Source organism: Roseicyclus salinarum, from assembly GCF_029624655.1.
GTDB classification, from domain to species: Bacteria; Pseudomonadota; Alphaproteobacteria; order Rhodobacterales; family Rhodobacteraceae; genus Roseibacterium; species Roseibacterium salinarum.
In genome coordinates, this window is the sequence record NZ_JARRSA010000005.1 from 132087 (window position 1) to 154785 (window position 22699).

The 22699-nt window shown below is 70.5% G+C and carries 20 protein-coding genes; 6 read left to right on the top strand and 14 right to left on the bottom strand.

The annotated features are described in order from the left end of the window. Window positions 1-3 precede the first annotated feature (3 nt). The 3 genes from P6F26_RS04890 to P6F26_RS04900 are packed head-to-tail and all read right to left on the bottom strand — an operon-like array spanning window position 4 to window position 3465. Window positions 4-945, bottom strand: a complete 942-nt coding sequence (locus tag P6F26_RS04890) for a PP2C family protein-serine/threonine phosphatase (protein ID WP_278027528.1) — start codon at window positions 943-945, stop codon at window positions 4-6. Next, the gene (locus tag P6F26_RS04895; RefSeq protein ID WP_278027529.1) at window positions 938-1885 is read right to left on the bottom strand and encodes an FHA domain-containing protein; all 948 of its coding nucleotides are present in this window, start codon (window positions 1883-1885) and stop codon (window positions 938-940) included. Before P6F26_RS04895 ends, P6F26_RS04890 begins: the two co-directional genes overlap by 8 nt. Continuing rightward, complete coding sequence (locus tag P6F26_RS04900; RefSeq protein ID WP_278027530.1) at window positions 1882-3465, bottom strand: serine/threonine protein kinase; 1584 nt, start codon at window positions 3463-3465, stop codon at window positions 1882-1884. The genes P6F26_RS04895 and P6F26_RS04900 overlap by 4 nt, the downstream gene beginning before the upstream one ends. A 413-nt stretch (window positions 3466-3878) precedes the next feature. Between P6F26_RS04900 and P6F26_RS04905 the strand changes: the two genes are divergently transcribed. After that, on the top strand, window positions 3879-4550 hold the full coding sequence (locus P6F26_RS04905; protein ID WP_278027531.1) for a hypothetical protein: 672 nt from the start codon (window positions 3879-3881) through the stop codon (window positions 4548-4550). On the opposite strand, the gene glnT is transcribed toward P6F26_RS04905, so the two are convergent. The 8 genes from glnT to P6F26_RS04945 form a co-directional block, all read right to left on the bottom strand. Next, window positions 4547-5842, bottom strand: a complete 1296-nt coding sequence (glnT, locus tag P6F26_RS04910) for a type III glutamate--ammonia ligase (protein WP_278027532.1) — start codon at window positions 5840-5842, stop codon at window positions 4547-4549. The two genes, P6F26_RS04905 and glnT, sit on opposite strands and share 4 nt — an antisense overlap. Before the next feature lie 59 nt (window positions 5843-5901). Continuing rightward, entirely contained in the window at window positions 5902-7236 is a 1335-nt protein-coding gene (locus P6F26_RS04915) for an FMN-binding glutamate synthase family protein (RefSeq protein WP_278027533.1), read from the bottom strand. Between the two features lie 26 nt (window positions 7237-7262). Beyond that, the gene (locus P6F26_RS04920) at window positions 7263-7961 is read right to left on the bottom strand and encodes a GltB/FmdC/FwdC-like GXGXG domain-containing protein (RefSeq protein WP_430736719.1); all 699 of its coding nucleotides are present in this window, start codon (window positions 7959-7961) and stop codon (window positions 7263-7265) included. Further along, complete coding sequence (locus P6F26_RS04925) at window positions 7958-8863, bottom strand: class II glutamine amidotransferase (RefSeq protein WP_278027534.1); 906 nt, start codon at window positions 8861-8863, stop codon at window positions 7958-7960. Before P6F26_RS04925 ends, P6F26_RS04920 begins: the two co-directional genes overlap by 4 nt. A gap of 84 nt (window positions 8864-8947) precedes the next feature. Continuing rightward, on the bottom strand, window positions 8948-9565 hold the full coding sequence (locus tag P6F26_RS04930) for a helix-turn-helix domain-containing protein (protein WP_278027535.1): 618 nt from the start codon (window positions 9563-9565) through the stop codon (window positions 8948-8950). A 97-nt stretch (window positions 9566-9662) separates the two neighbouring features. Further along, entirely contained in the window at window positions 9663-11150 is a 1488-nt protein-coding gene (gene ggpS / locus P6F26_RS04935; protein WP_278027536.1) for a glucosylglycerol-phosphate synthase, read from the bottom strand. 16 nt (window positions 11151-11166) lie between these two features. After that, a complete protein-coding gene (locus P6F26_RS04940; RefSeq protein ID WP_278027537.1) occupies window positions 11167-11952 on the bottom strand; it encodes an HAD-IIB family hydrolase in 786 nt (261 codons plus the stop codon). Further along, window positions 11949-13091, bottom strand: a complete 1143-nt coding sequence (locus P6F26_RS04945; RefSeq protein WP_278027538.1) for an NAD(P)H-dependent glycerol-3-phosphate dehydrogenase — start codon at window positions 13089-13091, stop codon at window positions 11949-11951. The genes P6F26_RS04940 and P6F26_RS04945 overlap by 4 nt, the downstream gene beginning before the upstream one ends. A 351-nt stretch (window positions 13092-13442) precedes the next feature. On the opposite strand from P6F26_RS04945, the gene P6F26_RS04950 reads away from it, so the two are divergent. Both P6F26_RS04950 and P6F26_RS04955 read left to right on the top strand, forming a co-directional pair. Next, window positions 13443-14336, top strand: coding sequence for a UTP--glucose-1-phosphate uridylyltransferase (locus tag P6F26_RS04950; protein ID WP_278027539.1), 894 nt, complete (start codon window positions 13443-13445; stop codon window positions 14334-14336). Between the two features lie 229 nt (window positions 14337-14565). Next, window positions 14566-15300, top strand: a complete 735-nt coding sequence (locus tag P6F26_RS04955) for an endonuclease/exonuclease/phosphatase family protein (RefSeq protein WP_278027540.1) — start codon at window positions 14566-14568, stop codon at window positions 15298-15300. A gap of 35 nt (window positions 15301-15335) precedes the next feature. Here P6F26_RS04955 and P6F26_RS04960 read toward each other — a convergent pair whose 3' ends face one another. From P6F26_RS04960 to P6F26_RS04970, 3 genes are all read right to left on the bottom strand, one after another. Continuing rightward, the gene (locus P6F26_RS04960) at window positions 15336-16832 is read right to left on the bottom strand and encodes an OpgD/OpgG family glucan biosynthesis protein (RefSeq protein WP_278027541.1); all 1497 of its coding nucleotides are present in this window, start codon (window positions 16830-16832) and stop codon (window positions 15336-15338) included. Further along, entirely contained in the window at window positions 16829-18409 is a 1581-nt protein-coding gene (mdoH, locus tag P6F26_RS04965) for a glucans biosynthesis glucosyltransferase MdoH (protein ID WP_278027542.1), read from the bottom strand. The genes P6F26_RS04960 and mdoH overlap by 4 nt, the downstream gene beginning before the upstream one ends. Before the next feature lie 92 nt (window positions 18410-18501). Beyond that, complete coding sequence (locus tag P6F26_RS04970; protein WP_278027543.1) at window positions 18502-19059, bottom strand: cytochrome b; 558 nt, start codon at window positions 19057-19059, stop codon at window positions 18502-18504. A gap of 105 nt (window positions 19060-19164) precedes the next feature. On the opposite strand from P6F26_RS04970, the gene P6F26_RS04975 reads away from it, so the two are divergent. From P6F26_RS04975 to P6F26_RS04985, 3 genes are read left to right on the top strand one after another with little or no spacing between them, the layout of a single operon-like run. Beyond that, entirely contained in the window at window positions 19165-19926 is a 762-nt protein-coding gene (locus P6F26_RS04975) for a CDP-alcohol phosphatidyltransferase family protein (RefSeq protein ID WP_278027544.1), read from the top strand. After that, a complete protein-coding gene (locus P6F26_RS04980; RefSeq protein WP_278027545.1) occupies window positions 19923-21584 on the top strand; it encodes a sulfatase-like hydrolase/transferase in 1662 nt (553 codons plus the stop codon). The genes P6F26_RS04975 and P6F26_RS04980 overlap by 4 nt, the downstream gene beginning before the upstream one ends. Then, on the top strand, window positions 21548-22534 hold the full coding sequence (locus P6F26_RS04985) for a lysylphosphatidylglycerol synthase transmembrane domain-containing protein (RefSeq protein WP_278027546.1): 987 nt from the start codon (window positions 21548-21550) through the stop codon (window positions 22532-22534). Before P6F26_RS04980 ends, P6F26_RS04985 begins: the two co-directional genes overlap by 37 nt. The last annotated feature ends 165 nt before the right edge of the window (window positions 22535-22699 follow it).

Sequence of the window (22699 nt, forward strand, 5' to 3'; positions counted from 1 at the left end):
CCATCAACCTCTTGATTTCGCCGATGCTTCGGCGGGCATCGGGGGACGTCGAAAGGCCATGGCAAGGGCCGACCACGCCGATTGTTTCGCATCCTCGACGGGCTGCGCCCCTGGCGCGGGCGCGGCGTCGGGCGCTTCGACCTTGAGCACGACGACCGAGGTGTTGTCCTGCTCGGGCTGGCCGCAGGCGGTGACCGCGTCGATCAGCGCCACGGCGATCGCGCGGCTCTCGTCGCGGGCCCTTTCGCCGACGATCTCGGCGATGCGCGCGTCACTCAGGGTCTGCAGACCGTCGCTCGCGATCAGGAGGATGTCGCCGTCGCGCAGGTCGAACCGGCCGACCGGGCAATCCACCTCGGGGATGTCCTGCCCGGTCAGCGCCGAGGTCAGGAAGTTCCGCTGCGGATGGGTGCGGGCGGCCTCGGCGTCGATCATGCCGCGCGCGGCCATCAGGTCGATCTCGGGGGCCATCGAGTGGTCGTCGTTCAGCCGCTCGATCCGGCCCTCGCGCAGGAGGTAAAGCACCGAGTCGCCCACCGACACCCATTGCAACCCGCCATCGACCAGCGCGGTGGCGACAACGGTGCCGCCCATCCCGGCCTGCTCGGGGCAGGCGTCGATCTGCGCGCGGAGGCTGGCGTTGGCGGTGTGGACCGCGTCGTTCAGAAGCGCGGACAGTTCGGCCGCCTCGCCAAGGGGGCCGCGTCCGCGGAGGATCAGCTCCGCGAAGATCTCGGCCACGATGATGCGGCTCGCGAGGTCCCCGGCCGCGTGTCCGCCCATCCCGTCCGAGACCACGGCGAACCCGAAATCGGCGCCGTCGGGGCATGATACGGCCAGCGCGTCCTCCTGCCGCTCGCGGTCGCCCCGGCACTGCGCGGAGGCGACGTCGTAGCGGAGCGCGGCGGACGCCTGGACCGGAGGTGTGCGCAGCAGTTCAGTCATGCGCGTCCCCGTCCTCGCCCATGAGCGCGTCCATGTCCTCGCCCCAGGTGAAGTCGTCGCCGCACAGCGCCACGAAGCGCAGGCTGGTCTTGCCGATGCGGATCACGTCGCCGTGGTCGAGCTCTTCGGTGGCGAGCACCGGCTGGCCGTTGCGCCGCACGATGTTCGACTTGTTGCCGTGACCGAGGAAGAAGCGGTTCTGCTCGGCGTCGTAGGCGATGGCGGCATGGTTGTGCCGCGAAATGCTCGCGTCGCCGAAGTTCAGACTGATGGACTGGTCGGCGCCGCGGCCGATGGACGACACGCTCATCGTCACGGCGAAGTAGGCGCCGCGGCCCGGACCGTCCACGACGACGAGCCAGCCGGTCGGAAACCGGACCTGACCGGCGCTCTTGTGGGCCACGGCCGAGATCGGGTCCATCTCGACGTCGGGGGCATGGAAGCCGAGGACGCGGGTCTTGCCGCCGTCCTGCGCCTCCGCCGGCTCGTGGCGGCGCGAGATGCCGCGTTCGGCCATCCGGCGCTCGCCCGCCGCAAGCGCGCGGCGCGCGCGGCTGGCCATGTCCTCGGCCTCGGGGGCGGTGGAGCGGGGCGGGGCGTCATCGTGCGGGGCGTCGTGCGTGGCGCGCGCCGGGGCGTCGCGCATCGGCCGCGCGGGGACAGATCCGTCGTCGCCGTCCTCGAGGTCCCAGATCTGGCGCCGCGGCGTGGAGACGGGGGCCGACGGGCGTTCACCGGCGACAGGGCGCCTTGCGTGGGGGCGGTCCGCGTCGTGCCCGGCCCGGTCCTGCCCGAGATCCCGCGACGCGGGCGCGAAGGGCGCGCGCGCGGGCATCGAGCCTTCGCCGTGCGGATCGTCGGGACCACCGGCGCCGCCACCGGCGGACGAACCGGACGACATGGGGCGCATCCGGACGGCGACATCGCGAAGACGTTTCATGGCTTGGATCCTTTTACATCTGCGGCAAGCGCCCGCCGTCCTCCGAAGAGGGCGCGGCGCACGAAGCTGTAGCGTTCGGTCGGCGTCTGGCCGCCATTCGCGGCTTGCGGCGGGGTTTTGGCCGGGGCCTTGGATTTGGCCTTTGTCTGGGATGCGGCGCGCGGCGCAGACGCCGTATCGGCGGGCTGCGCACCGCCCGGCGTCGCATCGGGCGCGGCAGCCTGCACGCGGCGCGGAAGGACGGTCGGCATCGGCCCGCCCCCTGCCCCTGCCCCGGTCTCGGGGGCGGCATCGTCGGCGCCGGCGGTTTCGGCGGTGGATTTCGCGGCACGTTTCGCGATCACCTCCTGGAAACGGCGCGCTTCGGCTGCGTCCTCGGCGGCGCGGCGGGCGGCGCGCGCGGCGCGCTCGGCGGCGATGGCGGCCTGCACTTCTTCGGCCTCGCGCTGCGCGGCGGCGGCGGCCTCGGCGCGGGCGCGTTCCTCGGCCTCGGCCTGGGCGCGGGCCTCGGCCTCCGCGCGGGCGCGCTCTTCGTCCGTCATCTCCTGGACGGCCTCGCGCGCCTCGCGGGCCTTGCGCTCGCGCTCTTCCCACTCGCGCTCGAATTCGCGGACCAGTTCGGACACGCGCCGCTCGAGATCCTCGTCGCCCTCGGCCTCTTCCATCAGGCGCTTCTGGCGCCGCGCGTCGTCGATCAGGTCGCGCCACGCGGTCGCGCTTTGCAGGCGGTCCTTCGGGAACACGCTGAGGCAGCGGTTGATCGCCTCGATGAAATACTCGTCGTAGCCCTCGACCTCGCCCAGCGGCTCCAGCGGATCGCGGCGCTCGCGGGCGGTCGCGGCCAGGCGGGAATGGCTGGAGGGCGGCGCGGTGCGGCTCACGACATGGTAGAAGGTGGCCGCCAGCGCGTAGAGGTCGCTGGAATAGGCCTGGTCGGAGCCTGCGAGATAGAATTCCTGCGGCGAGTAGCCGTCCTTGACGGTCAGCACCTTCGACAGGACGCGGCTGACGCGCGTGGCGCTTTCGCGGGCCGCGCCGAAGTCGATCAGCACCGGAAGGTTGTCGGCATCGATCAGGATGTTGTCGGGCGAGATGTCGCGATGCAGGATGTCGTGGCCGTGCGTGTAGATCAGCGCCTCGAGGATGCGCATCAGCAGCGTCTTGACCTCGGCGGGCGACAGGCGATCCGGGTCGTTCTCGATGATGTCGAGAAGCGTCCGGCCGTCCACGAAATCCATCGCCATGTAGGCGGTGCCGTTGTCGCGGAAGAACTGGTGGACGCCCACGATGTAGGGATGCTGGAGCGCGGCGAGCGCGCGCGCCTCCTTCTCGAAGAGCTCGAGGATGGCGGCGAATTCCTCATCGTTGCTGCGCGAGCGCGGCTGAACGTTGTTGTCGATGCGGCAGCACATCGCCGAGGGGAAGCATTCCTTGATCACCACGCTCCGCCCGAGGCTGTCGCGCGCCATGTAGGTGACGCCGAACCCGCCCGAGTTCAGGTAGCTTTCGACCGTATACTGCCCGCTGCACAGCCGTGAGCCGGGGGGCAGTTCGTCGCCGTATGAACCTGTACTTTGCATGACCAAGGCGTGACTCGGATCCCACAGGAGACACGCGCCTCAAGCGCGCCAAAGCGATTTCTAAGCCATTGAATGGTCCATTTTCGCGCTCAGAACGTGACCAAAGCGTGGCGTCATCAAAGGGTCCGAAACGTGCCCCGGAAGGACCCTCGAACCGCCCGCCGGCGCAAGCGGACGGCAAACATGGGGTCTTTCGACGGCGCGAGCGCGACGGGGCGCGTCCAATTGCGCCACAATCCTTGGAAACAGTCCCCACGGCTGCCGTCTTGGCGCAACATTTGCGTCGCAATTGCACCTCTCGGCAGGCAAGCTGCGGCGCCGGGGATGGACAGGCGAGACCCGCCGCGCGAGACCGGAACACCACCGGCGGCGCGGCGGCTCGCCTCCGCCCGCCCTGCGAAAGGAGACGGTCCATGAACCCGAGCATGTCCGGCGGTCTGGCGGCGTTCGTCTGCGCGGGAACCTATCTCGTGGGCTTCGCGCTTCTGGTGACGATACTGGCGCCCACGGGCTACGGCACCGCCGACGTCGATGCGGCGGCGGTCGTGGCGCTCGCCGCCGGGCGTCCCGGCGTCCTGATCGCGTGGAACACGACGATCTACATCGTCAACGCGCTCGCGCTCGTGGTGCTCGTGGTCGCGCTTCACGCGCGGCTGGCCCGCTCTGCGCCGGGCTGGGCGGAGGCAGGGCGCGCCTTCGGGCTGGTCTGGGCGGCGCTGGTCCTCGGCGCGGGCATGGTTGCGAACGTCGCGGTGGAGCGCGCGACCCATCTGGCCGCGACCGACGCCGCCGCAGCCGCCGAGGCATGGTCGCTCCTGCACGCGGTCGAGCTGGGGCTGGGCGGCGGCAACGAAATCGCGGGCGGCGTCTGGATCCTGTGCGTCAGCGCGGGCGGCCTCGCGGGGGGTGCGCTCGGCCGGGGCCTCTGCGCCCTCGGCGCGGTGACGGGGCTTGCGGGGCTTGCGACGCTGATCCCCGCCCTCGGCGAGGGCGCGGGCGCCGTTTTCGGGCTGGGCGCGATCGCGTGGTTCCTCGGCGTCGGGGCGACGCTCGTGGCCGCGTCGCGGCGCGCGGCGCGGGCCTAGCAGTCCAGCGTCGTCTGCCGCTCCCACTCGGTCAGGTGGCGGGTGTAGTCGGTCCACTCGGCCTGCTTGTATTTCGCGAAGGCCGCCGTCGCGCTCGCCCCCACCGCCTCGCACAGCGCGGTGTCCGCCCGCAGCGCGCGCACCGCGTCGAGCAGGTTCAGCGGCAGCTTGGGCGCGTCGACGGTATGGCCGTCGACATACATGTCGATGTCGAGCCTCTTGCCCGGATCGGCCTTCGTGGCGATGCCGTCGAGACCGGCCGCGAGGATCGCCGCCGGCATCAGGTAGGGATTGGCCGCGCCGTCCGCCAGCCGCACCTCCAGCCGCCCGGCATCCGGGATGCGCACCATGTGCGTGCGGTTGTTGCCGCCGTAGCTGATGGTGTTGGGCGACCAGGTCGCGCCCGAGGTCGTCACGGGCGCGTTCAGCCGCTTGTAGGAATTCACGGTCGGGTTCAGGATCGCGGCCAGCGCGGGCGCGTGGCCGATCAGGCCGCCGAGGAAGGCATAGGCCGTATCCGACAGGCCAAGCTCGCCGTCGCCCTCGAACAGGTTGTCGCCCGCGCCATTCCACATCGAGACATGCGCATGGCAGCCGTTGCCGGTGAGGTGCGCGAAGGGCTTGGGCATGAAGGTGGCGCGCAGGCCGTGCTTCTCGGCGACGGCGCGGGCCATGAACTTGAAGAAGGCGTGGCGATCGGCGGTGACGAGGGCGTCGTCGAAGCCCCAGTTCATCTCGAACTGGCCGTTCGCGTCCTCGTGGTCGTTCTGGTAGGCGCCCCAGCCGAGGTCGACCATGTAGCCGCAGATTTCGGCGATCACGTCGAAGCGGCGCATCAGCGCGTCCTGATCGTAGCAGGGCTTGGTCTGGATGTCGGCGGCGTCCGAGATCGCCGTGCCGTCGGGCGTCGTGAGGAAGAACTCGCATTCGACCCCGTGCTTCAGGTGCATGTCCTGCGCCGCGGCGCGTTCGGCCACCTGCTTCAGCACGACGCGCGGCGCGTTGGCGAAGGGCTTGCCCTTGAAGTGGACGTCGGCGGCGAGCCAGCCGACCTCGGGGCGCCACGGCAGCTGGATCAGGCTGTCGGGGTCGGGGATGGCGAGGATGTCGGCGTCGGCGGGCGACATGTCGAGCCACGCGGCGAAGCCTGCGAAGCCCGCGCCGTTCCGGGCCATGTCGGCAATGGCCTGCGCGGGCGCGAGCTTGGCCCGCTGGACGCCCAGAAGGTCGGTAAAGGAGATCAGGAAGAACTTGATGCCCTTCTCTTTCGCGATGGCGGCCAGGTCGGTCATTTCGGTGTCCCCCGTTCTGTCGGTTCTCTGGCCCCGCCGCTCCGGCCGGGGCCGTTCTGTCAGCGCCCCGGTATCCAGTCCGTGCCGGCAAGCGGCACCCCCGCCATCGCCGCCGCCTCGACGCTCAGCGCCACGAGGTCCTCCGGCTCGAGGTTGAGGACGTGGCTCTTGCCGCAGGCGCGCGCGATGGTCTGCGCCTCCAGCGTCATCACGTTGAGGTAGTTGGCCAGACGCCGGCCCGCCGCGACCGGGTCGAGCCGGGCTGCAAGCGCGGGATCCTGCGTGGTGATGCCGGCGGGGTCGTTGCCCTCGTGCCAGTCGTCGTAGGCGCCCGCGGTGGTTCCGAGGCGCTGATACTCCTCCTCGAGGGCGGGGTCGTTGTCGCCCAGCGCCACCAGGGCCGCCGTCCCGATCGAGACCGCATCCGCGCCCAGCGCCAGCGCCTTGGCCACGTCCGCGCCGTTGCGGATGCCGCCCGACACGATCAGCTGCACCTCGCGGTGCATGTCGAGGTCCTTCAACGCCTGCACAGCCGGACGGATGGCTGCGAGGATCGGGATGCCCACATGCTCGATGAAGACCGCCTGCGTCGCCGCCGTGCCGCCCTGCATCCCGTCGAGGACAACCGCGTCCGCCCCTGCCTTCACGGCAAGCGCAACGTCGTAATAGGGCCGCGAGGCGCCGACCTTGATGTAGATCGGCACGCGCCAGCCGGTGATCTCGCGCAGTTCCTGGATCTTGATCTCGAGGTCGTCGGGCCCGGTCCAGTCGGGGTGGCGGCAGGCCGAGCGCTGGTCGATCCCCTCGGGCAGGGTGCGCATCCGCGCCACGCGCTCGCTGATCTTCTGGCCGAGCAGCATCCCGCCGCCGCCGGGCTTCGCGCCCTGCCCCACGACCACCTCGATGGCGTCCGCCTTTCGCAGGTCGTCGGGGTTCATGCCATAGCGCGACGGCAGAAGCTGGTAGACGAGGAGGTTGGAATGCTCGCGCTCCTCGGGCGTCATGCCGCCGTCGCCCGTCGTCGTTGAGGTGCCGGCCGCGTTCGCACCGCGCCCCAGCGCCTCCTTCGCCTGCGCCGAGAGCGAGCCGAAGGACATCCCCGCGATGGTGATGGGCGTCCTGAGGCGGATCGGGTTCTTCGCGTGGCGCGCGCCGATCACGACGTCGGTGCCGCAGGCCTCGCGGTAGCCCTCGAGCGGGTAGCGCGACATCGACGCGCCGAGGAACAGGAGATCGTCGAAATGCGGCACGGCGCGTTTCGCACCGCCGCCACGGATGTCGTAGAGGCCGGTGGCCGCCGCGCGCCGTATCTCCGACAACGTGTAGTCGTCGAAGGTCGCGGATTTCTGCGGCGTCGTGCGCGGGATGCGCGGGGCGTCGGACTGGTCGTTCATGGGATTTCCCTTGGCGGGCCGCGCTCTCAGTAGGAGGCGGCGTTGTCGACCTTGAAGTTGTAGAGCTTTCGGGCGGAGCCGTAGCGGCGGAACTCGGCGGGGTCGGCCTCCATCCCGGCGCGGCCGAGGATCCCTGCGAGCAAGGCGCGGTGCTCGTCCCGCATCTCCTTCTCGATGCAGTCCGTGCCGAGCCGCGCGACGCGCCCGCGCACGAACAGCCGCGCCTCGTAGATCGAATCGCCGAGATCGGCGCCCGCGTCGCCCAGCACCACGAGGTTTCCCGCCTGCGCCATGAAGGCCGACATGTGGCCGACGTTGCCGCCCACCACGATGTCCACACCCTTCATCGAGATGCCGCAGCGCGCCGAGGCGTTGCCCTCGATCACGACCAGCCCTCCATGGCCCGTGGCCCCCGCGGACTGGCTCGCGTCGCCGGTCACGCGCACGGTGCCGGACATGATGTTCTCGGCCAGTCCCGTCCCCGCGTTGCCGAGGATCGTGACATCGGCCGCCTTGTTCATCCCGGCGCAGTAGTAGCCCGCGTGCCCCTCGATCGTGACCGCGACGGGGTGCTGCAATCCGCACGCAAGCGCATGGCGCCCGCCGGGGTTGCGCAGGGTGAACGCCCCTTCGGTGGCGGACTGAAGCGTCTCGTTCGCCTCGCGCACGGACATGTCCGCAAGGTCAAGGACGCCCGCGTTCGTCATGGTCCCCGCCATCGTCATGCCGCAGCCCTCAGCCCTTCGCCGCCCCAGCTGTAGACGACGCCCGGCTCAGGCTCCCAGATCCGGGCGGCCTCGACGCCGGGAAGCTGCGCGATCGCGCGGAACTCGCTGGCCATGGCGACCCAGCGATCGGTCTCGGCCAGCACGGCAGGCTTGCAGGCGATCGGGTCGCGCAGCACGGCGAAGCCGTCGCGGGTGCCGATCGTCAGGGTGTAGAACCCGTCGAGCCGGGCAAGGGCCGCCTCCAGCGCCTGCTTCAGGCTGTCGCCCTCGCGCATCCGCCAAGCAAGATATGCCGCCGCCACCTCGCTGTCGTTCTCGGTCTGAAGCGTCTCGCCCCGCGCCTCGAGGAAACCGCGCAGCAGATGGTGGTTGGACAGCGATCCGTTGTGCACGAGGCAGGTGTCGGGTCCGGTGGAGAACGGATGCGAGCCCGAGATGGTGACGGCGCTTTCCGTGGCCATCCGGGTATGGGCGATGCCGTGGGTGCCCGACCGCCCCGCCAGCCCGAAGGTGCGCGCGACGGCCATCGGGTCGCCCACGCCCTTGAAGATCTCGATCGCCTCGCCCGAGGCCAGCACGTTGATCGCGGGGAAGGTGTCGATCAGGTGCCGCCGCGCGGCGCGAAGGTCGCCCGATACCCGCAGTAGCGCATGGTCGGCGATGCGCTCGACCTCGACCGAGGCGCCGGTCGCGGCGAGCGAGGCCGACGCCGCGTCCCAGTCGAAGCCTTCGGGCGCGAGACAGCTCAGCGTCGGACGCGCCGGGCCGTCGCGGTAGATGGCGAAGCCGGCGCTGTCGGGGCCGCGCTCGGTCATCTCGGCGAGCATCCGAGCCATCAGCGCGCCAAGCTCGGGCTGCAACGCCTCGTCCTTCAGGAACAGGCCGACGATTCCGCACATGGGCATCCCTCCGCGTGATGCCGGCAACATGCGGCGGCGGCGCGGGACTGTCAACAGGAGTGAAAAGTTTTTCCTAAGAGGAAACTACTCGCGCGGAGGCGTCACGATGATGGACAGGTATCGCGCCGGAAGTTCGGGCATTTCCTCGGGTCCGTGAGGGGCCAGCGCGTCGAAGAACAGCGCGTCGCCGGGACCGAGCGGATAGCGTCGGTCGCCGTGGCGATAGACGACCCTTCCAGACAGCATGTAGATGAACTCATGGCCCGGATGGCGGAACGTCGCATGGGGCTCGCCCCCCTCGTCGATGGTGATGAGGAAGGGCTCGATCCGCGTCGCCGAGCGCAGCGAATGACCCAGAAGCTCGTAGACATGCCCGGCCCTGGTGCCGCGGCGGTCGATGCGAACGCCCTGCCCCGCCGGCACGAAGCTGCAATCGCTGCGCTCCTCGAACTCCTGGAAGAACATCGAGATCGGCACGTTCAGCGCCTGCGCCAGAGCCTTGAGCGTGGTGAGCGAGGGCGAGGTCTGGCCGTTCTCGATCTTCGACAGCATCCCCACCGAAATCTCCGACGACCGTGCAAGATCCGACAAGGTCACGTCGAGGCCCTGCCGAAGCGCGCGCACCTTCCGCCCGATGGCCTGCTCGAGACTTTCCGCCGGCGCGGCGTCGGTCGGGTTCGACGGCTCGGTCGCACCTTGCATCACGGCCTCCTTCCATGCGGCGCCACGGCGCCGGGGTCCGGCCCAGTCTAAGGGCCGAACCGCACCCGATGAAAGAGGCTCCGCGGGCGGGCGCCGCTCAGGCGGCGGGGGCGACCTCGGGACGGGTGATGGTCATCGTGCCGGGCGCCCAGGACCGCACGTCGGTCTCGTGGACCGCCGCCCGCAGGCCCTTCATGCGGCCGCGCCGCTCTTCCTCGGGCATGGCCAGCGCGGCGAGGATCGCGCCGTCCATCGAACGGTTCGAGAACGGATTCGTCGTGACCGCGTCCCCCAGTTCGACCGCCGCGCCGGCGAATTCCGACAGCACGAGCACGCCGTCCCCATCCACGCGCGACGCCGCGAATTCCTTGCACACGAGGTTCATCCCGTCGGCGAGCGGAGTGATCCACGCCACGTCGGCGGCCATGTAGTAGGACACCAGCTCCACGAAGGGGATCGCCCGCGAGATCAGCGAGATCGGCTGCCATGCGAAGGTGCCGAACCGGCCGTTGATGCGGCCTGCGATCTGCTCGATCTCGTTCTGGACCGACTCGTAGGCCGCCATGTTGCGGTTGGCCGACACCGAGACGTGCATCAGGCGCACCTTGCCGAGAAGGTCGGGATTGGCCTCGAGCACGCGCTCGAAGCTTGTCAGCTGCTCGATCCCGCCCTTGGTATAGTCGGTTCGACCGACCGACAGGACGAGCTGCGTGTCGCCGAGATCCTCGCGAATTTCCTTGGCCTTCGCGATGGCGGTCTCCGAGCGCGCCTGCTCCTCGATGTAGGAGACGTCGACGCCCACGGGCGTCACGCTGATCGCCACCTCGCGGCCGTCGTAGCTCAGCCGCGAGGGGACCACCCGCTCGGTCAGGGCCGTGCCCTCGCCCAACCACTTGTCGGGAACCTGCAGCCGATCCACCGTGCCGACGTCGAACAGGCTGCGCGCGACCGAGACGAAGTTCGACGCGTAGCGCGGGATGTGGAAGCCGACATCGTCGCAGGCCAGCAGGCTCTCGACGATCTCCTTTCGCCACGGCAGGACGTTGAACATGTCCGCCGCCGGGAAGGGCGTGTGGTGGAAGAAGGCGATGCGCACGTCGGGGCGCAGCTTGCGCAGGTAGCCGGGCACGAGCCAGAGGTTGTAGTCATGCACCCAGACCAGCGCGCCCTTCGCAGCCTCGGCCGCCGCGGCCTCGGCGAAGGCCCAGTTCACCTCGCGGAAATTCGGCCAGTCCACCGGGTCGTAATTGTAGCGCTCCTTGAAGGAGTGCAGGATCGGCCAGAATGCCTCCTTGGAGGTGATGTGGTAGAATTCGCTCACCTGGCTCGCCGAAAGCGGCAGCCGCGAGACCGAATACTTGCCGTAGGCGTCCTCGATCTCGATCACGCGCTCGAAATCGGGATTCGAGGGATCCTCGGCCAGCTTCCAGGCGACCCATGCGCCGTGATCGACCGAGCCGAAGAAGCTCTTCAGCGTCGGCACGATCCCGTTGGGGCTCTTGTTCTCCTTGAGGACGACCTTCCCATCCTCCACGACTTCCTCGTAGGGCTGGCGGTGATAGACGATGACCAGATCGGACGGCATGGATCCTCCTTTCGGTTCAGGCTGCGCTGCGGCTGAAGACGTCGAGCGCGAGGATCGCCTCGGCGATGCCCGCCGCCCCCTCTCCGGAGGCGAAGTGCACGTGATCGTGCCCCTGAAGCGCCTCGACCAGCGCCGGCTCGGAGTTTCCGACCGCCACGGCGGGCAGGCCGAGCGACAGCATCGAGAGGTCGTTGAGCGTGTCGCCCGCAACCAGCGTGCGCTCGTTCTCGACGCCCAGATGCGCCAGCAGACGCAAGAGCGAGGGACCCTTCGACACGTCCTTGGGCAGTACGTCGAAAAAGCGGTTCGCGGACATCAGCGCGTCGAGGCCCAGCTCGGCCACGATATCGAGCGCGCGGTCGTCGAAGGTCTCGGGGTCCATGTCGTAGCTCACACGATACCGGAAGCCGCTCGACTGCAGCTTGAGCCCCGACACCGAATGCAGCGCCGCCTGCACGCGCCCGTTGGCCTCGTTCCAGGCGTCGGCGATCTCGGCCTCGAGTTCGGCGATGGGCGACAGCATGTGATCGACCCCCACCGAGGCGATGGTCGTGCCGACGTCGCCCACGACGTAGTCGGGACGCGGTACGCCCTCCTTGCGGGTCAGGTTGCGGATGAACCCCGGATCGCGCCCGGTGACGAAGATCAGGCCGACCTGCTCGCGGTTGTTCTCGATCCAGGAATAGAGCCGCTGCCGAGAGGCCTCGGACCCCCCAAGGAACGTTCCGTCAAGATCGGTGGCAAGGACCATCGCCTTGCCGGACATGTCGTTGCTGGTTTGAGCCTGATCGATCGTGGTCATGCGAACCTTTCTGCAAATTGTTGAACCGCGGCGTCGGACGCCGGGTGGTTGAAGGAAATGTCCATCGCCCGCGGCTCGGCCTCGATCGGCCGGGCCCAGAGCTGGGCGAAGGTGGCGCCAAGTTCGGCGCCGTCGTGAAGGATGGCGCGGACCGTCTCGCAGATCGGCATCGAGACGCCGAGACGGCGCGCGAGGTCGGTCACCGATTTCGCGTTCACCTCGCCTTCGACGACGACGGGCTGCCCGTCGAAGCACTCGGCGCGCGGAACGCGGCTGCCGAGCTGCATCCCCAGCGACATGTTGCGCGAGGTCGGGCTGGAACAGGTGAGCGTGAGGTCGCCGATGCCGGACAGGCCGGTGACGGTCTCGCGCCGCCCGCCAAGCGCCTCGGCCAGCGCCTTCATCTCGTCGAGGCCGCGGGTGATGATCGCGGCCCGCGTATTCTCGGCGAAGCCCGCGCCCGTCATCATTCCGCAGGCGATGGCGATCACGTTCTTGACCGCGCCGCCGATCTCCACGCCCACAAGGTCGTCCGAGACATAGGCCCGGAAGCTTTCGGTGGACAACGAGACGGCCATGCGCACGGCCGGGCTGTCGTGAGGCTTGAGCCGGTCGGCGTAGCTGAAGGGAAACGCGACCGTCGCGGCGGAGGGATGGCCAAGTGCCGTTTCCTTCGCGAAGGTCGGCCCCGAGATGCAGCCGATGGGACGCCCCGCCAGCTCCTCCTCGGCGACCTGCGTCATCAGAAGGCCGGTCTCGGCCTCGATGCCCTTCGCGCAGACCGCGACGGGCACGCCATCGGCGACATGCTCGGCCACCTGCCGCGACACCGAGCGCACGCTGCGCGAGGGCACGACGATCAGCACGGCGTCCGCGCCGTCGAGCGCCGCGCGCATTTCGTGGACGGCGAAAAGATTTTCCGGCAGCGGAACCCCCGGCAGATGGCGCGGGTTTTCCGAACGAGAATTGATCGCCTTGCACACATGCGGATCCCGACCCCACAGACGAGTGGACACGCCGGACCGGGCGAGCGTCGCGGCGAGCGCCGTGCCCCATGAGCCCGCACCGATGACGGCGACACGGGAAAACGGGCGGGCATGAAACGGACGTTGACCGTCCTTGGGGACGTCGTGGTGCATGATCGCTCTCTGCTGTTTGTCTCGCGCAGTGTGGCGGCGCTTGGGCCAACACTGCGCCGCGGCGGGCTGGGTGGTGAACGAGTATGGTCGCTTACAGGCCAGTCATGTCGCAAATGATGCATCTTGGGGTCGAAACGTCAATGCTGCACACGCAAGAAATTCCCCCGACTGCTGAAAAATCGGGTGATTTCGACCCAAACCGGCACACAACATGCCAGCTTTCTGGCCAATACAGCCGCATAATCTGGCACTTTGAAAACAAAAGCGACATTCAAGTGTCGTTTTTTGACTATTCCGCCCCAAGTCTGTAACCACGCTGCACGGCAGCAATCCTTAAGGAGGACATTTCGCATGACCGCATCGGTTCGCACCGCCATCTTTCCCGTGGCAGGCCTTGGCACCCGGTTCCTGCCGGCGACGAAGGCCACCCCGAAGGAGCTGCTGCCGGTCATCGACACGCCGTTGATCCAGTATGCCGTGGACGAGGCGCGCCACGCCGGGATCGAACGCATGGTCTTCGTCAGCCACCCCACCAAGTCCGCCATCGAGCGTCACGTCATGGACGACGAGGACCTCCGCGCCGAGCTACGCGCCCGCGGCAAGGCGGCGCTCGCCGACGAACTCGCCGAGACATCGCTCTGCCCGGTGGAGGACGACGTGATCTTCACCATGCAGGACCAGCCGCTCGGCCTCGGCCACGCCGTGCTTTGCGCGCGCGACCACGTCCTGCCGGGCCCGGTGGCCGTGGTGCTTCCCGACGACCTGATCCTCGGCGAGCCGGGCGCGCTGTCCGAGATGATCGCCGCCTACGCCGCAGGCCATGTCGGGCACCTCGTGGCGACCATGACGGTGCCGCGGAGCGAGACCGGCAAATACGGCATCCTGTCCGTGACGGGACGCGACGGGCAGCTTTTGCTGGCGGACGGCATGGTCGAGAAACCGGCGCCGGCCGATGCGCCCTCGACCGAGGCCGTGGTCGGACGCTACATCCTCGACGCCTCCATCTTCGATGCGCTCGAGACACAGGAACCCGGAGCCGGCGGCGAGATCCAGCTGACCGACGCCATCGCGCGCAGCGCGCGCGGCATCGGCATGGCGGGCTTCCGCTTCTCGGGCCAGCGCTTCGACTGCGGCTCGAAGCCGGGCATGCTGGCCGCGACCCTCCATCTCGCCGCCAAGGACCCCGAATACGCCGAGGTGCTGGCCCAGCACGGCGTGCAGGTGCCGCAGGTCCGCGCCGCCTGAACTTGCGGCCCCGGCCAGCGCAAGGGCGGCCGCGGGCCGCCCCGACATCATCAGCCGCAATGGCGTCGAACGTCACGCCCCCGATCGCGGCCGCGCGGGCCCCGGTCCACTGCGCCTCCCTCGCCTCCGCGACGTCGCCTCGGGGCCGGGGGGGATTGCCGGCGCCCCCCTCGCGTTTACCTTTTCGGCCAGGGCCGCTTTCCGCCGGCGCGGAGCATAGATCGAGGGCATGACAGAGTTTTCCTGTGTCAGCTGGAACATCCACCGCGGGCGCGGGAACGATGGTGTCGTCGATCCCGACCGCACACGAAAGGTGCTGGTCTCGGAGGTCCTCGGACCTGGCACCGACGCCCTGATCCTGCAGGAGGCCGACGAGGAGACGCCGCCGCACGGCGGCATCCTCGACATCTCCCGGATCGAGCGCGAGACGGGCCTGTGTTGCGTCCACACCGAGCCCACGCATCGCTGGGGCGAGGCGAGCCACGGCTTTCTCGGGGTCATCGTCTTCCTGCATCCCGCCCTCGAGGTCGAGGACGTGGCGCTGCTCGACCTGCCGGGCCAGTGCCACCGTGGCGCGGTCGTGGTCGACGCCGCGAAGGGCGGTCGGAAGCTGCGCCTGATCGCCACGCACCTGTCGCTGTCGCAGGCGCTGCGCGTGGCGCAGATGCGCACCATCGGCCAGCACGTCTTCCGGCGCGGCGCGCGTCCGGCGATCCTCTGCGGCGATCTCAACGAGTGGCGGCCATGGGGCGGCCTCGCCCTGTCGCCGCGCGTTCTGGGCGCTCACTTTCGGGGGCCCGCGCCCGCGACCTTCCCCATCCGCCGTCCGTTCCTGCCCCTCGACCGGGTGCTGGCGACGCCGCCCTTTCGCGTGACGGAGGCGCGGGTGCTGGACGGGCGCGGCATCCGCATGGCGTCCGACCATCGCCCCCTCGCGGCGCGCATCGCCATCACGGGAGGCTAGACGCCCCCCTCAGACGCCCCACTCAGACGCCCTTGTCAGACACCTCCGTCGCGGGCGCGGGTCCAGCGGTGAAGCCAGACCGAGGACGCCCCTCCGTCCCGGCGCAGCGAAAGGCGCAGGTCCGCGGCCGCGACGTCGCCTGGCGTCAGCAGGAACGTCACCCGCGCGCCGCGCGCGCCGGGCAGGTCGAAGACGCTCAACCCCGAGGTCGCGGCCCCGCCGCCCGACGAAACCACGGCCGCAAGCCCCGCCGCAGGGCCCGAGACATCGATGACGTAGCGCCGCGTGCCCGGCCGGTCGTGCTCGCGTCCGCTGCGGGTCTGCAGGACGCGCGGCGCGCGGCCCGCCTCGGGCGGCGACAGCGTCCATGTCAGCCGGTAGTCGAAGCGATGCTCGCTGCCCGCGCCAAGCGGCGTCTCGGGGCGCCAGAAGGCCACGATGTTGTCCATGAACTCGTCGCCCGTCGGGATCTCGACCAGAACAACCGCCCCGCGCCCCCAGCCGCCCTCCGGGCGCACCACGGCGTTCGGGCGCTCGTGGTAGCGCGCCTCGGTGTCCTCGTAGTCCTCGAAGCTCCGGGCGGTCTGGTGCAGGCCGAACGCGACGGGGCTCTCGTCCACGAAGGCGGAGGTCTGGAGCCGGGCGGGGTTCGAGATCGGCCGCCAAAGCCGCTCGCCCGCCCCGTTCTCGATGAACAGAAGATCGCTGTCGTGGACGCGAGGACGGAAGTCGTCGGAGACGGACGCGCGCAGCGGCCCCTTGAGATACATCGACGTCAGCGGCGCGATGCCGATGTCCGCGATCTCGCGTCTCGGCAGGATCGTGGCGGCGATCCGCATGACGGTCTCGGCGCCCGGCGCAAGCTCCATCTCGATGTGGCCGGCAAGCGAGGGGCCGTCGATCACCCCCTCGAGGCGGACGCGCCCGTCGCGGGGCTGGTGCAGGCGCAGCTGCGTGAAACGGGGAAACTCCTCGGGGGACGGGCCGCCGGTTCCAAGCGCCACGGCCCGCGCGGACAGACCGTAGACCATCGACCGGCCGATGGCGCGGAAGTAGCTCGCCCCCTGCGCCACCAGGACCTCGTCCATGGCGTCGGGCGCGTTGAGGGGATGGCGCAGGCGCAGCCCCGAGAACCCCGCGCCGGGGGCTTGGGGCGGCACCTCGCCGAAATAGCGGGGGTCGAAGCTGAAGAGGCCGGGCGAGAACGGAACCTCGCGCAGGCCCTCCGCGCCGGACAGCTCGATCCGCACCGGATCGGGAAAGAACAGGCCCGGCGGCAGGAGATCGACCGCGTAGTCCGGCCCGTGCGGAAGCAGCGCGGCGCGCCCGGGAAGCGGCCTGATGCCGCGATAGGCATCGTAGTCGAGACCCGCGAAAGGCGGCGGAAGCGGCGTCGAGGGAGCGCGGTAGGGTTGCGCGGCCAGCGCGCGCGCGGCCTCCAGCAGGGACAAGGGTCCCGTCTGCGCAGCCGCGCGGAAGGCGGGCGCGGCCAGAAGCGCCCCCGCCGAGCCGAGGAAGTGCCGGCGCCTCATGCGGCGCCGTGGTCGAGCGCCCGGACGATCGCCGGGGCCGCGACGAGCGGCAGGAGCACGGGGGCAAGCCAGAGCGGCGCGCCACCGCCCGCCGTCAGCGCGAGAGCGGCAAGGCCCAGCCCTGCCGCCATCTCGCCCGCCCCGCGCGGCAGCGACAGGCGCGACGGGCGGCCCGACTTCCAGCCGCAATCGCGACCCATGCAGACCGACAGGACCGATGCCGTCTGCCGCACCATGACGAGCGGTGCGATGATGGCCGAAACGCCAAGCTCGCCCAGCCACGCCCTGAGGGTCACGCCCCGCCTGCCGCGCGTCCGCGCCCGGCGCCACAGGACGGCCAGCGCGCAGAGCTTCGGCAAGGCGAGGACAAGCGCGACCGTGGCGAAGGGAAGCACCCCCGACACGGACACGGCGCCCGACGCCACGAGGCCCAGAAGCGCCAGCCAGATCGGGGCGGCGAGGTAGCTTATAACCCCCGCGACGAGGTGAAAGCGGCTGATCGGGTCCAGCCCCGGTTCCGCCAGAAGCCGCAGGTGCTGCAGGTTGCCCTGGCACCAGCGCCGGTCGCGGCGGTGGAAGTCCTCGACCGTCTGCGGCGCGCCCTCGGCACTGCCGGCCATCGCGGGGTCGAGTTGCACGGCCCATCCGGCGCGGCGGATCCACGCCGCCTCGATGAAGTCGTGGCTCAGAAGCGGGCCGCCGAAGGGCGCGGGGCCCGAGAGGCGCGGCAGGTCGGCCGCCGCGCGGAACGCCGCGACGCGCATGACCGCGTTGTGGCCCCAGTAGTTTCCGCTGTCTCCCGTCCATGCCGCGAAGCCGCGCCCGAAGTTGGGCGAAAGAAGCCGCGCCGACACGCGCTGATGGCGTCCGAAGCGGCTGTCGCCCGGCACCAGCGCGATGCCCGACTGCAGAAGGCCGAGGCGCGGGCGCGTCTCGATGCGGTGGATCATCGACCGGACGCGGCCGGGGCTGAGGCGGCTGTCGGCGTCGAGGACCATCATGTAGGCAAATGCCTCACCATGTTGGGCGAGCCAGTCGGCGACGTTGCCGGGCTTCTTGCCGGTGTTCTCGCGGCGGCGGCGGTAGGTCACGCGGCCCGAGGCCACGAGGTCGCGCAATGCGCTCTCCTCGGCCGCGATCGAGGCCGCGCCCGAGGTGTCGGACAGCACGAAAATGCGTGTCGATGCGCAAAGCCCGACCCGCCGCAGGCCGCGGTCAAGCTCGGCCAGGTGGCGCGCCAGCGGGGCCGCATCCTCGCCGCAGAGCATCACGAGGATCGCCGTCTGCCCCTCGGGCATCCATGCCGCCGGCACTTCCGCGACGCGTCCCGCGGGCGTGGCGAGACCCACGATAGCGGTCGCCGCGCCCCCCGCGATCCAGAGCCCGGAGATCGCCACCAGTGCCAGCGCGAGGAACGCGAGCCCGTCCCATGCCTCGACGGACAGGGCGAAGGCGGCGACCGTGCAGGCCGCCAGTGCCGTGCAGAGGCAGAAGAAGGCCGCGCGAGCGCCCGGACGCGCGGCCAGGAGGCGCTGCGACGGGCGAGCGGAGCGGACGACGCTTTCGACGAGTGACATTACGGATCCGGCCCCTTGCGGGCTCCTTCAGGCGCCCGGCGCGGGCAAACGATGCCGCAGACCTATCGCCGCCGCGTCGTTGGGCAAGTCCCTCAGCGCCGGTGCGGCGCAACTGGCGGCCACATGCGCGAAAAGACGCCGTCCCGGCGAAGAATGGCGTGTTGCAGGGCCGCGCCCACATGCAGCGCCACCACCGCGGCGAGGGCGAGCGCCCCGTAGAAATGCACGGCCTTGGCCGCCGCCGCCAGCGCGTCCGAACGCGGCACGAGCGAAGGCAGGCCGATGGCGTCCAGCGTCTCGATCGGGAAGCCGCCGGCCTTGACGCGGACATATCCCGCGACCGGCATCACGAAGAGCAGGCCGTAAAGCGCGCCATGCGTCGCGCCCGCCACGCGGACCTGCCAGCCCGGCATCCCGGCCGGAAGGGGCGGCGCGGGGCGCCTCAGGCGATGGACCCCGCGCGCCACGATCAGAATGAGCAGCAGGACGCCGACGTTCTTGTGGAAAATGAAGAGCGCGTTCTGAAGCGAGCGGTCGAGCCCCTCCTGCACCATCAAGAAGCCCGCGGGTATGGTCGCGAGCACCAGAACCGCCATCGACCAGTGGAAAAGCCGTGCCGTGGTCCCGTAGCCGACGGGTGTCGTGGTCATGCGCGCCTCCCGGATCTGACCTTGCTTGAGCTAAATTGCGCTCAGGGGCCTTCAAGTGCTGCCCGTGGACCTTGACTGAAGCATTGCCGTGCTAATGTCACGCAAATGACATTGACCAATTTCGACCGGACCCGCGCGGCGCATCGCCGCTTGCCGCTGCTGCCCGCGCAGGGACCGGCGGGCGACTTCGCGCGCGCCGCGCTTGCGGGCGCGGTCGCTACGCTCGTCCTGGCGGCGGCGCTGACCGGCTGGGACGGCGCGTTCGGGGCGGGCCTTGCGGCGGGCATGGCGGTCTACGCGGCGGCGGCCTTCGCGGCCGCGCTGGAAATGCATCGCCGCTATCCGCACCCGGTCGTGGGCCTGTGCAACCTCGTGACGCTGCTGCGCCTCGTGCTGGCGGCCTCGCTCGTGCCCGCGCTGGTAGCCGGGACCGGGCCGGGCTGGGGCCTCTTCGCGGTGGCCGTTGTCGCGCTGTCGCTCGACGGGGCGGACGGCTGGCTCGCGCGGCGGCAGGGGCTCGTCTCGCACTTCGGCGCGCGGTTCGACATGGAGGTGGATTCGCTTCTCGGGCTGATCCTCGCGACGATGGCATGGACCAGCGGAAACGCCCCCGCCGCCGTGATCCTGCTGGGCCTTCCGCGCTATGTCTTCGGGGCGGCCGGCCTTGTGCTGCCGTGGCTTCGGCGCGACCTGCCGGAACGCTTCAGCCGCAAGGCGGTTTGCGTCGTGCAGCTTGCGACGCTGATCGTGCTGCAGCTTCCGATCGTGCCGCAGGGCCTGTCCGCAGGCCTCGTGACCCTTGCGGCAGGCGCGCTGGCGTGGTCCTTCGCGCGCGACGTCATCTGGCTTCGGCAGGCGCGGGCGTGACGGCGGCAAAGGCCGGCGGGACGCCGCCGAACCGGGCGGGACAGATCCTGCGCCTGATCCTCGCCGCCGCCGTGCTTCACCTGGTGCTGGTGCAGCCGAACCACCCCGCCGCGATGACCTGGGGCGCACTTTTCGTGTTTCCGCTCGAGCTTCCGGTGATCCTTGCGGCGCTGGTCGCCTTCGGGCCGGGGTGGCCCGCTCGCGCGCTGCGCGTGGCGCTTGTCGCGGCGCTCGTGCTCATCGCGGTCCTGAAGGTCGCGGACTTCGCGATGTTCACCGCGCTGGGGCGCGGCTTCAACCCGGTGGCCGACCTGCCCCTCGTCGAGGCGGGCCTGCGCCTGCTTCACGGATCGGCGGGCGCGGCGCTGACGGTCTCGGCCGTCGCCGGGGCGCTCGCCGCCACGGGGGCCGCCGCGTGGCTTCTGTGGTGGGCGACGGGGGTCTGGGCGGGCATCGGCCGCGGGCGCGGCGTGGCCCGCTCCTCGGCCGTCGCGGCGTTCGTCTTCGCCGGGGTCGCCACCGCCGAGGTCGGAGAGGCGATGGGCCGCTGGTCGCTTCCCGTCACGCCGCCGGGCGCGGCCTTCACCGCGCGCGTCGGCGTCGAACGGATCGGGATGGCGCAGGCCACGCTCGACCGGCTCCGCGCGTTTTCGGTGGCGGCCGCGCGCGACCCCTTCGCCGGGGCCGAGGGTCTTCTGGACGTCATCGACCGCGATGTGCTGATCGTCTTCGTCGAAAGCTACGGGCGCACCAGCATCGACACGCCGCTGTTCGCCGCGACCCACCGCGAGACGCTGACGCGGGCCGAGGCGCGGCTCGGGGAACTGGGCGTTTCGATGCGCTCGGGCTTCCTGCGGGCGCCGACGCGCGGCGGGCAGAGCTGGCTGTCGCACGGCACCTTCGCCAACGGCCTCTGGATCGACAACCAGACGAGCTATGGCGCGGCCCTCGCCTCGGGGCGCGAGACGCTGTTCCACGTCGCGGCGCGGTCGGGCTTTCACACCGCAGCAGTGATGCCGCAGATCACGCTCGACTGGCCCGAGGCCGCCTTCATGGGCTTCGACACCGTGCTCGCCGCCGCGGATCTCGGATACGAGGGCCTGCCGTTCAACTGGGTGACGATGCCCGACCAGTTCACGCTCTCGGCGCTGGACCGGCTGCTGCGCGACCGGCCGCGCGACGAACCGCTCTTCGTGCAGATCGCGCTGGGATCGTCGCACGCGCCGTGGGTGCCGGTGCCCGACCTCATCGACTGGGACGAGGTCGGAGACGGCACGGCGTTCAATGAAATGGCCCTGTCGGGCGACCCGCCGGACGTGGTATGGCGCGACCGTGACAGAGTGCGCGACCAGTATCGTCAGGCGGTGGATTATGCGCTCAGGACCGTATTCGACTATGCCGCGCGTCACGCGGACGACCCGCCGCTGATGATCGTGGTCGGCGATCACCAGGCCGCGGGCTTCGTCGCGCTCGACGAGCGGCCGGACGTGCCGGTGCATGTCATCGGGCCCGAACGCCTCGTGGCGCCAGCCGCGGAGTTCGGGTGGCGGCGCGGCCTCGTCCCCGCGGCGGACGGAGAGGTGCGCGGCATGGACCGGATGCGCGACATGATCCTCGAGGCATGGACCAGCGGCGCGCCACGAAGGAGCGGCAGTTGACGCTGTTCGGTATGCAGATCCCCCGATGGGCGCTGCGCGTGGCGCAGCTTGCCATGGCCGCGGCGCTGCTGGCCTTCCTGTGGCGTGCGGCGGACGGGCCCGCGGCGGCGCGCAGCCTCGCCTCGGCCGAATGGCCGTGGCTTGCGGCCGCATTCCTCGCCCTGACGCTGCAGACCCTGCTTTCCGCGCTCCGCTGGCGCCTGACTGCGGCGCAGCTGGGCATCTCGCTGGGGCGGGGCCACGCGGTGCGGGAATACTACCTCGCGCAGGTCGTGAACCAGTCGCTTCCGGGCGGCATGATCGGCGACGCGGGGCGGGCCTTGCGCGCGCGCGGTCAGGCGGGCCTTCTCGCCTCGGGCCTCGCCGTCGCGTTCGAGAGGCTGGCGGGCCAGGTCGCCATGTTCCTCGCCATGACCGCGGCCTTCATCGCCACGATCGCCATGCCCGGCGGGCTCGAATGGCCGCGCTGGCTGGCGGTGCCGGTCGCGCTTCTGATCTTGGGCGGCGCGGCCTCCCCGATCGTGCTTCTCGGCGCCGCGCGCCTGCCCGGCGCCGTCGGCCGAAGCGCCGCGAGCTTCTGGCGCAAGCTTCACCTCGCGCTTGCCGCGCGCGGGGTCCTGTCGCGGCAGGTCGCCCTCAGCGTCGGGACGACCGTCTGCATTTTGGGGGCCTTCGCCTTCTGCGCCGAGGCGGTGGGCGTCCGTCTGGAGCTGTCGGAGGTGCTGGGGCTGGTGCCGATCATCCTGTTCACCATGCTGATCCCGCTGACCGTCAGCGGCTGGGGCCTGCGCGAGGGGGCGGCGGCGGCGCTGTTCCCGCTGGCGGGCGCAAGCGCGAGCGCAGGCCTCGCGGCCAGTGTCGCCTTCGGCCTCGTCTTCATCGTGACCGTTCTTCCCGGCCTGCTCTTCCTATCGCGAAAACCGGTGGCCGACGTGGTGAAACCGTGGTGAAACCGCAGGCATGACGCCACGCCGACCCCGGCAGGCCGGTTTGCCGCGCTTCAGGACTTGCCTTGGCGGCAGGGATCGGCGTCGCCCTCGCTGCCGCATCGTCATGCCGCGACGGGCGCTCCGCCCCGCTTAGGTCCGGAATCCGACACGGAATTCCCATGATCC

Excerpts from the sequence above, each read along its gene's own strand:
- P6F26_RS04920 (WP_430736719.1), bottom strand. The coding sequence starts at position 7,961 with ATGACGATGGCGGGGACCATGACGAACGCGGGCGTCCTTGACCTTGCG.
- P6F26_RS04950 (WP_278027539.1), top strand. The coding sequence starts at position 13,443 with ATGACCGCATCGGTTCGCACCGCCATCTTTCCCGTGGCAGGCCTTGGC.
- glnT (WP_278027532.1), bottom strand. The coding sequence starts at position 5,842 with ATGACCGACCTGGCCGCCATCGCGAAAGAGAAGGGCATCAAGTTCTTC.
- P6F26_RS04915 (WP_278027533.1), bottom strand. The coding sequence starts at position 7,236 with ATGAACGACCAGTCCGACGCCCCGCGCATCCCGCGCACGACGCCGCAG.
- P6F26_RS04925 (WP_278027534.1), bottom strand. The coding sequence starts at position 8,863 with ATGTGCGGAATCGTCGGCCTGTTCCTGAAGGACGAGGCGTTGCAGCCC.
- P6F26_RS04940 (WP_278027537.1), bottom strand. The coding sequence starts at position 11,952 with ATGACCACGATCGATCAGGCTCAAACCAGCAACGACATGTCCGGCAAG.
- P6F26_RS04895 (WP_278027529.1), bottom strand. The coding sequence starts at position 1,885 with ATGAAACGTCTTCGCGATGTCGCCGTCCGGATGCGCCCCATGTCGTCC.
- P6F26_RS04930 (WP_278027535.1), bottom strand. The coding sequence starts at position 9,565 with ATGCAAGGTGCGACCGAGCCGTCGAACCCGACCGACGCCGCGCCGGCG.
- P6F26_RS04945 (WP_278027538.1), bottom strand. The coding sequence starts at position 13,091 with ATGCACCACGACGTCCCCAAGGACGGTCAACGTCCGTTTCATGCCCGC.
- mdoH (WP_278027542.1), bottom strand. The coding sequence starts at position 18,409 with ATGTCACTCGTCGAAAGCGTCGTCCGCTCCGCTCGCCCGTCGCAGCGC.
- P6F26_RS04955 (WP_278027540.1), top strand. The coding sequence starts at position 14,566 with ATGACAGAGTTTTCCTGTGTCAGCTGGAACATCCACCGCGGGCGCGGG.
- P6F26_RS04970 (WP_278027543.1), bottom strand. The coding sequence starts at position 19,059 with ATGACCACGACACCCGTCGGCTACGGGACCACGGCACGGCTTTTCCAC.
- P6F26_RS04905 (WP_278027531.1), top strand. The coding sequence starts at position 3,879 with ATGAACCCGAGCATGTCCGGCGGTCTGGCGGCGTTCGTCTGCGCGGGA.
- P6F26_RS04900 (WP_278027530.1), bottom strand. The coding sequence starts at position 3,465 with ATGCAAAGTACAGGTTCATACGGCGACGAACTGCCCCCCGGCTCACGG.
- P6F26_RS04975 (WP_278027544.1), top strand. The coding sequence starts at position 19,165 with ATGACATTGACCAATTTCGACCGGACCCGCGCGGCGCATCGCCGCTTG.
- ggpS (WP_278027536.1), bottom strand. The coding sequence starts at position 11,150 with ATGCCGTCCGATCTGGTCATCGTCTATCACCGCCAGCCCTACGAGGAA.
- P6F26_RS04960 (WP_278027541.1), bottom strand. The coding sequence starts at position 16,832 with ATGAGGCGCCGGCACTTCCTCGGCTCGGCGGGGGCGCTTCTGGCCGCG.
- P6F26_RS04890 (WP_278027528.1), bottom strand. The coding sequence starts at position 945 with ATGACTGAACTGCTGCGCACACCTCCGGTCCAGGCGTCCGCCGCGCTC.
- P6F26_RS04985 (WP_278027546.1), top strand. The coding sequence starts at position 21,548 with ATGGACCAGCGGCGCGCCACGAAGGAGCGGCAGTTGACGCTGTTCGGT.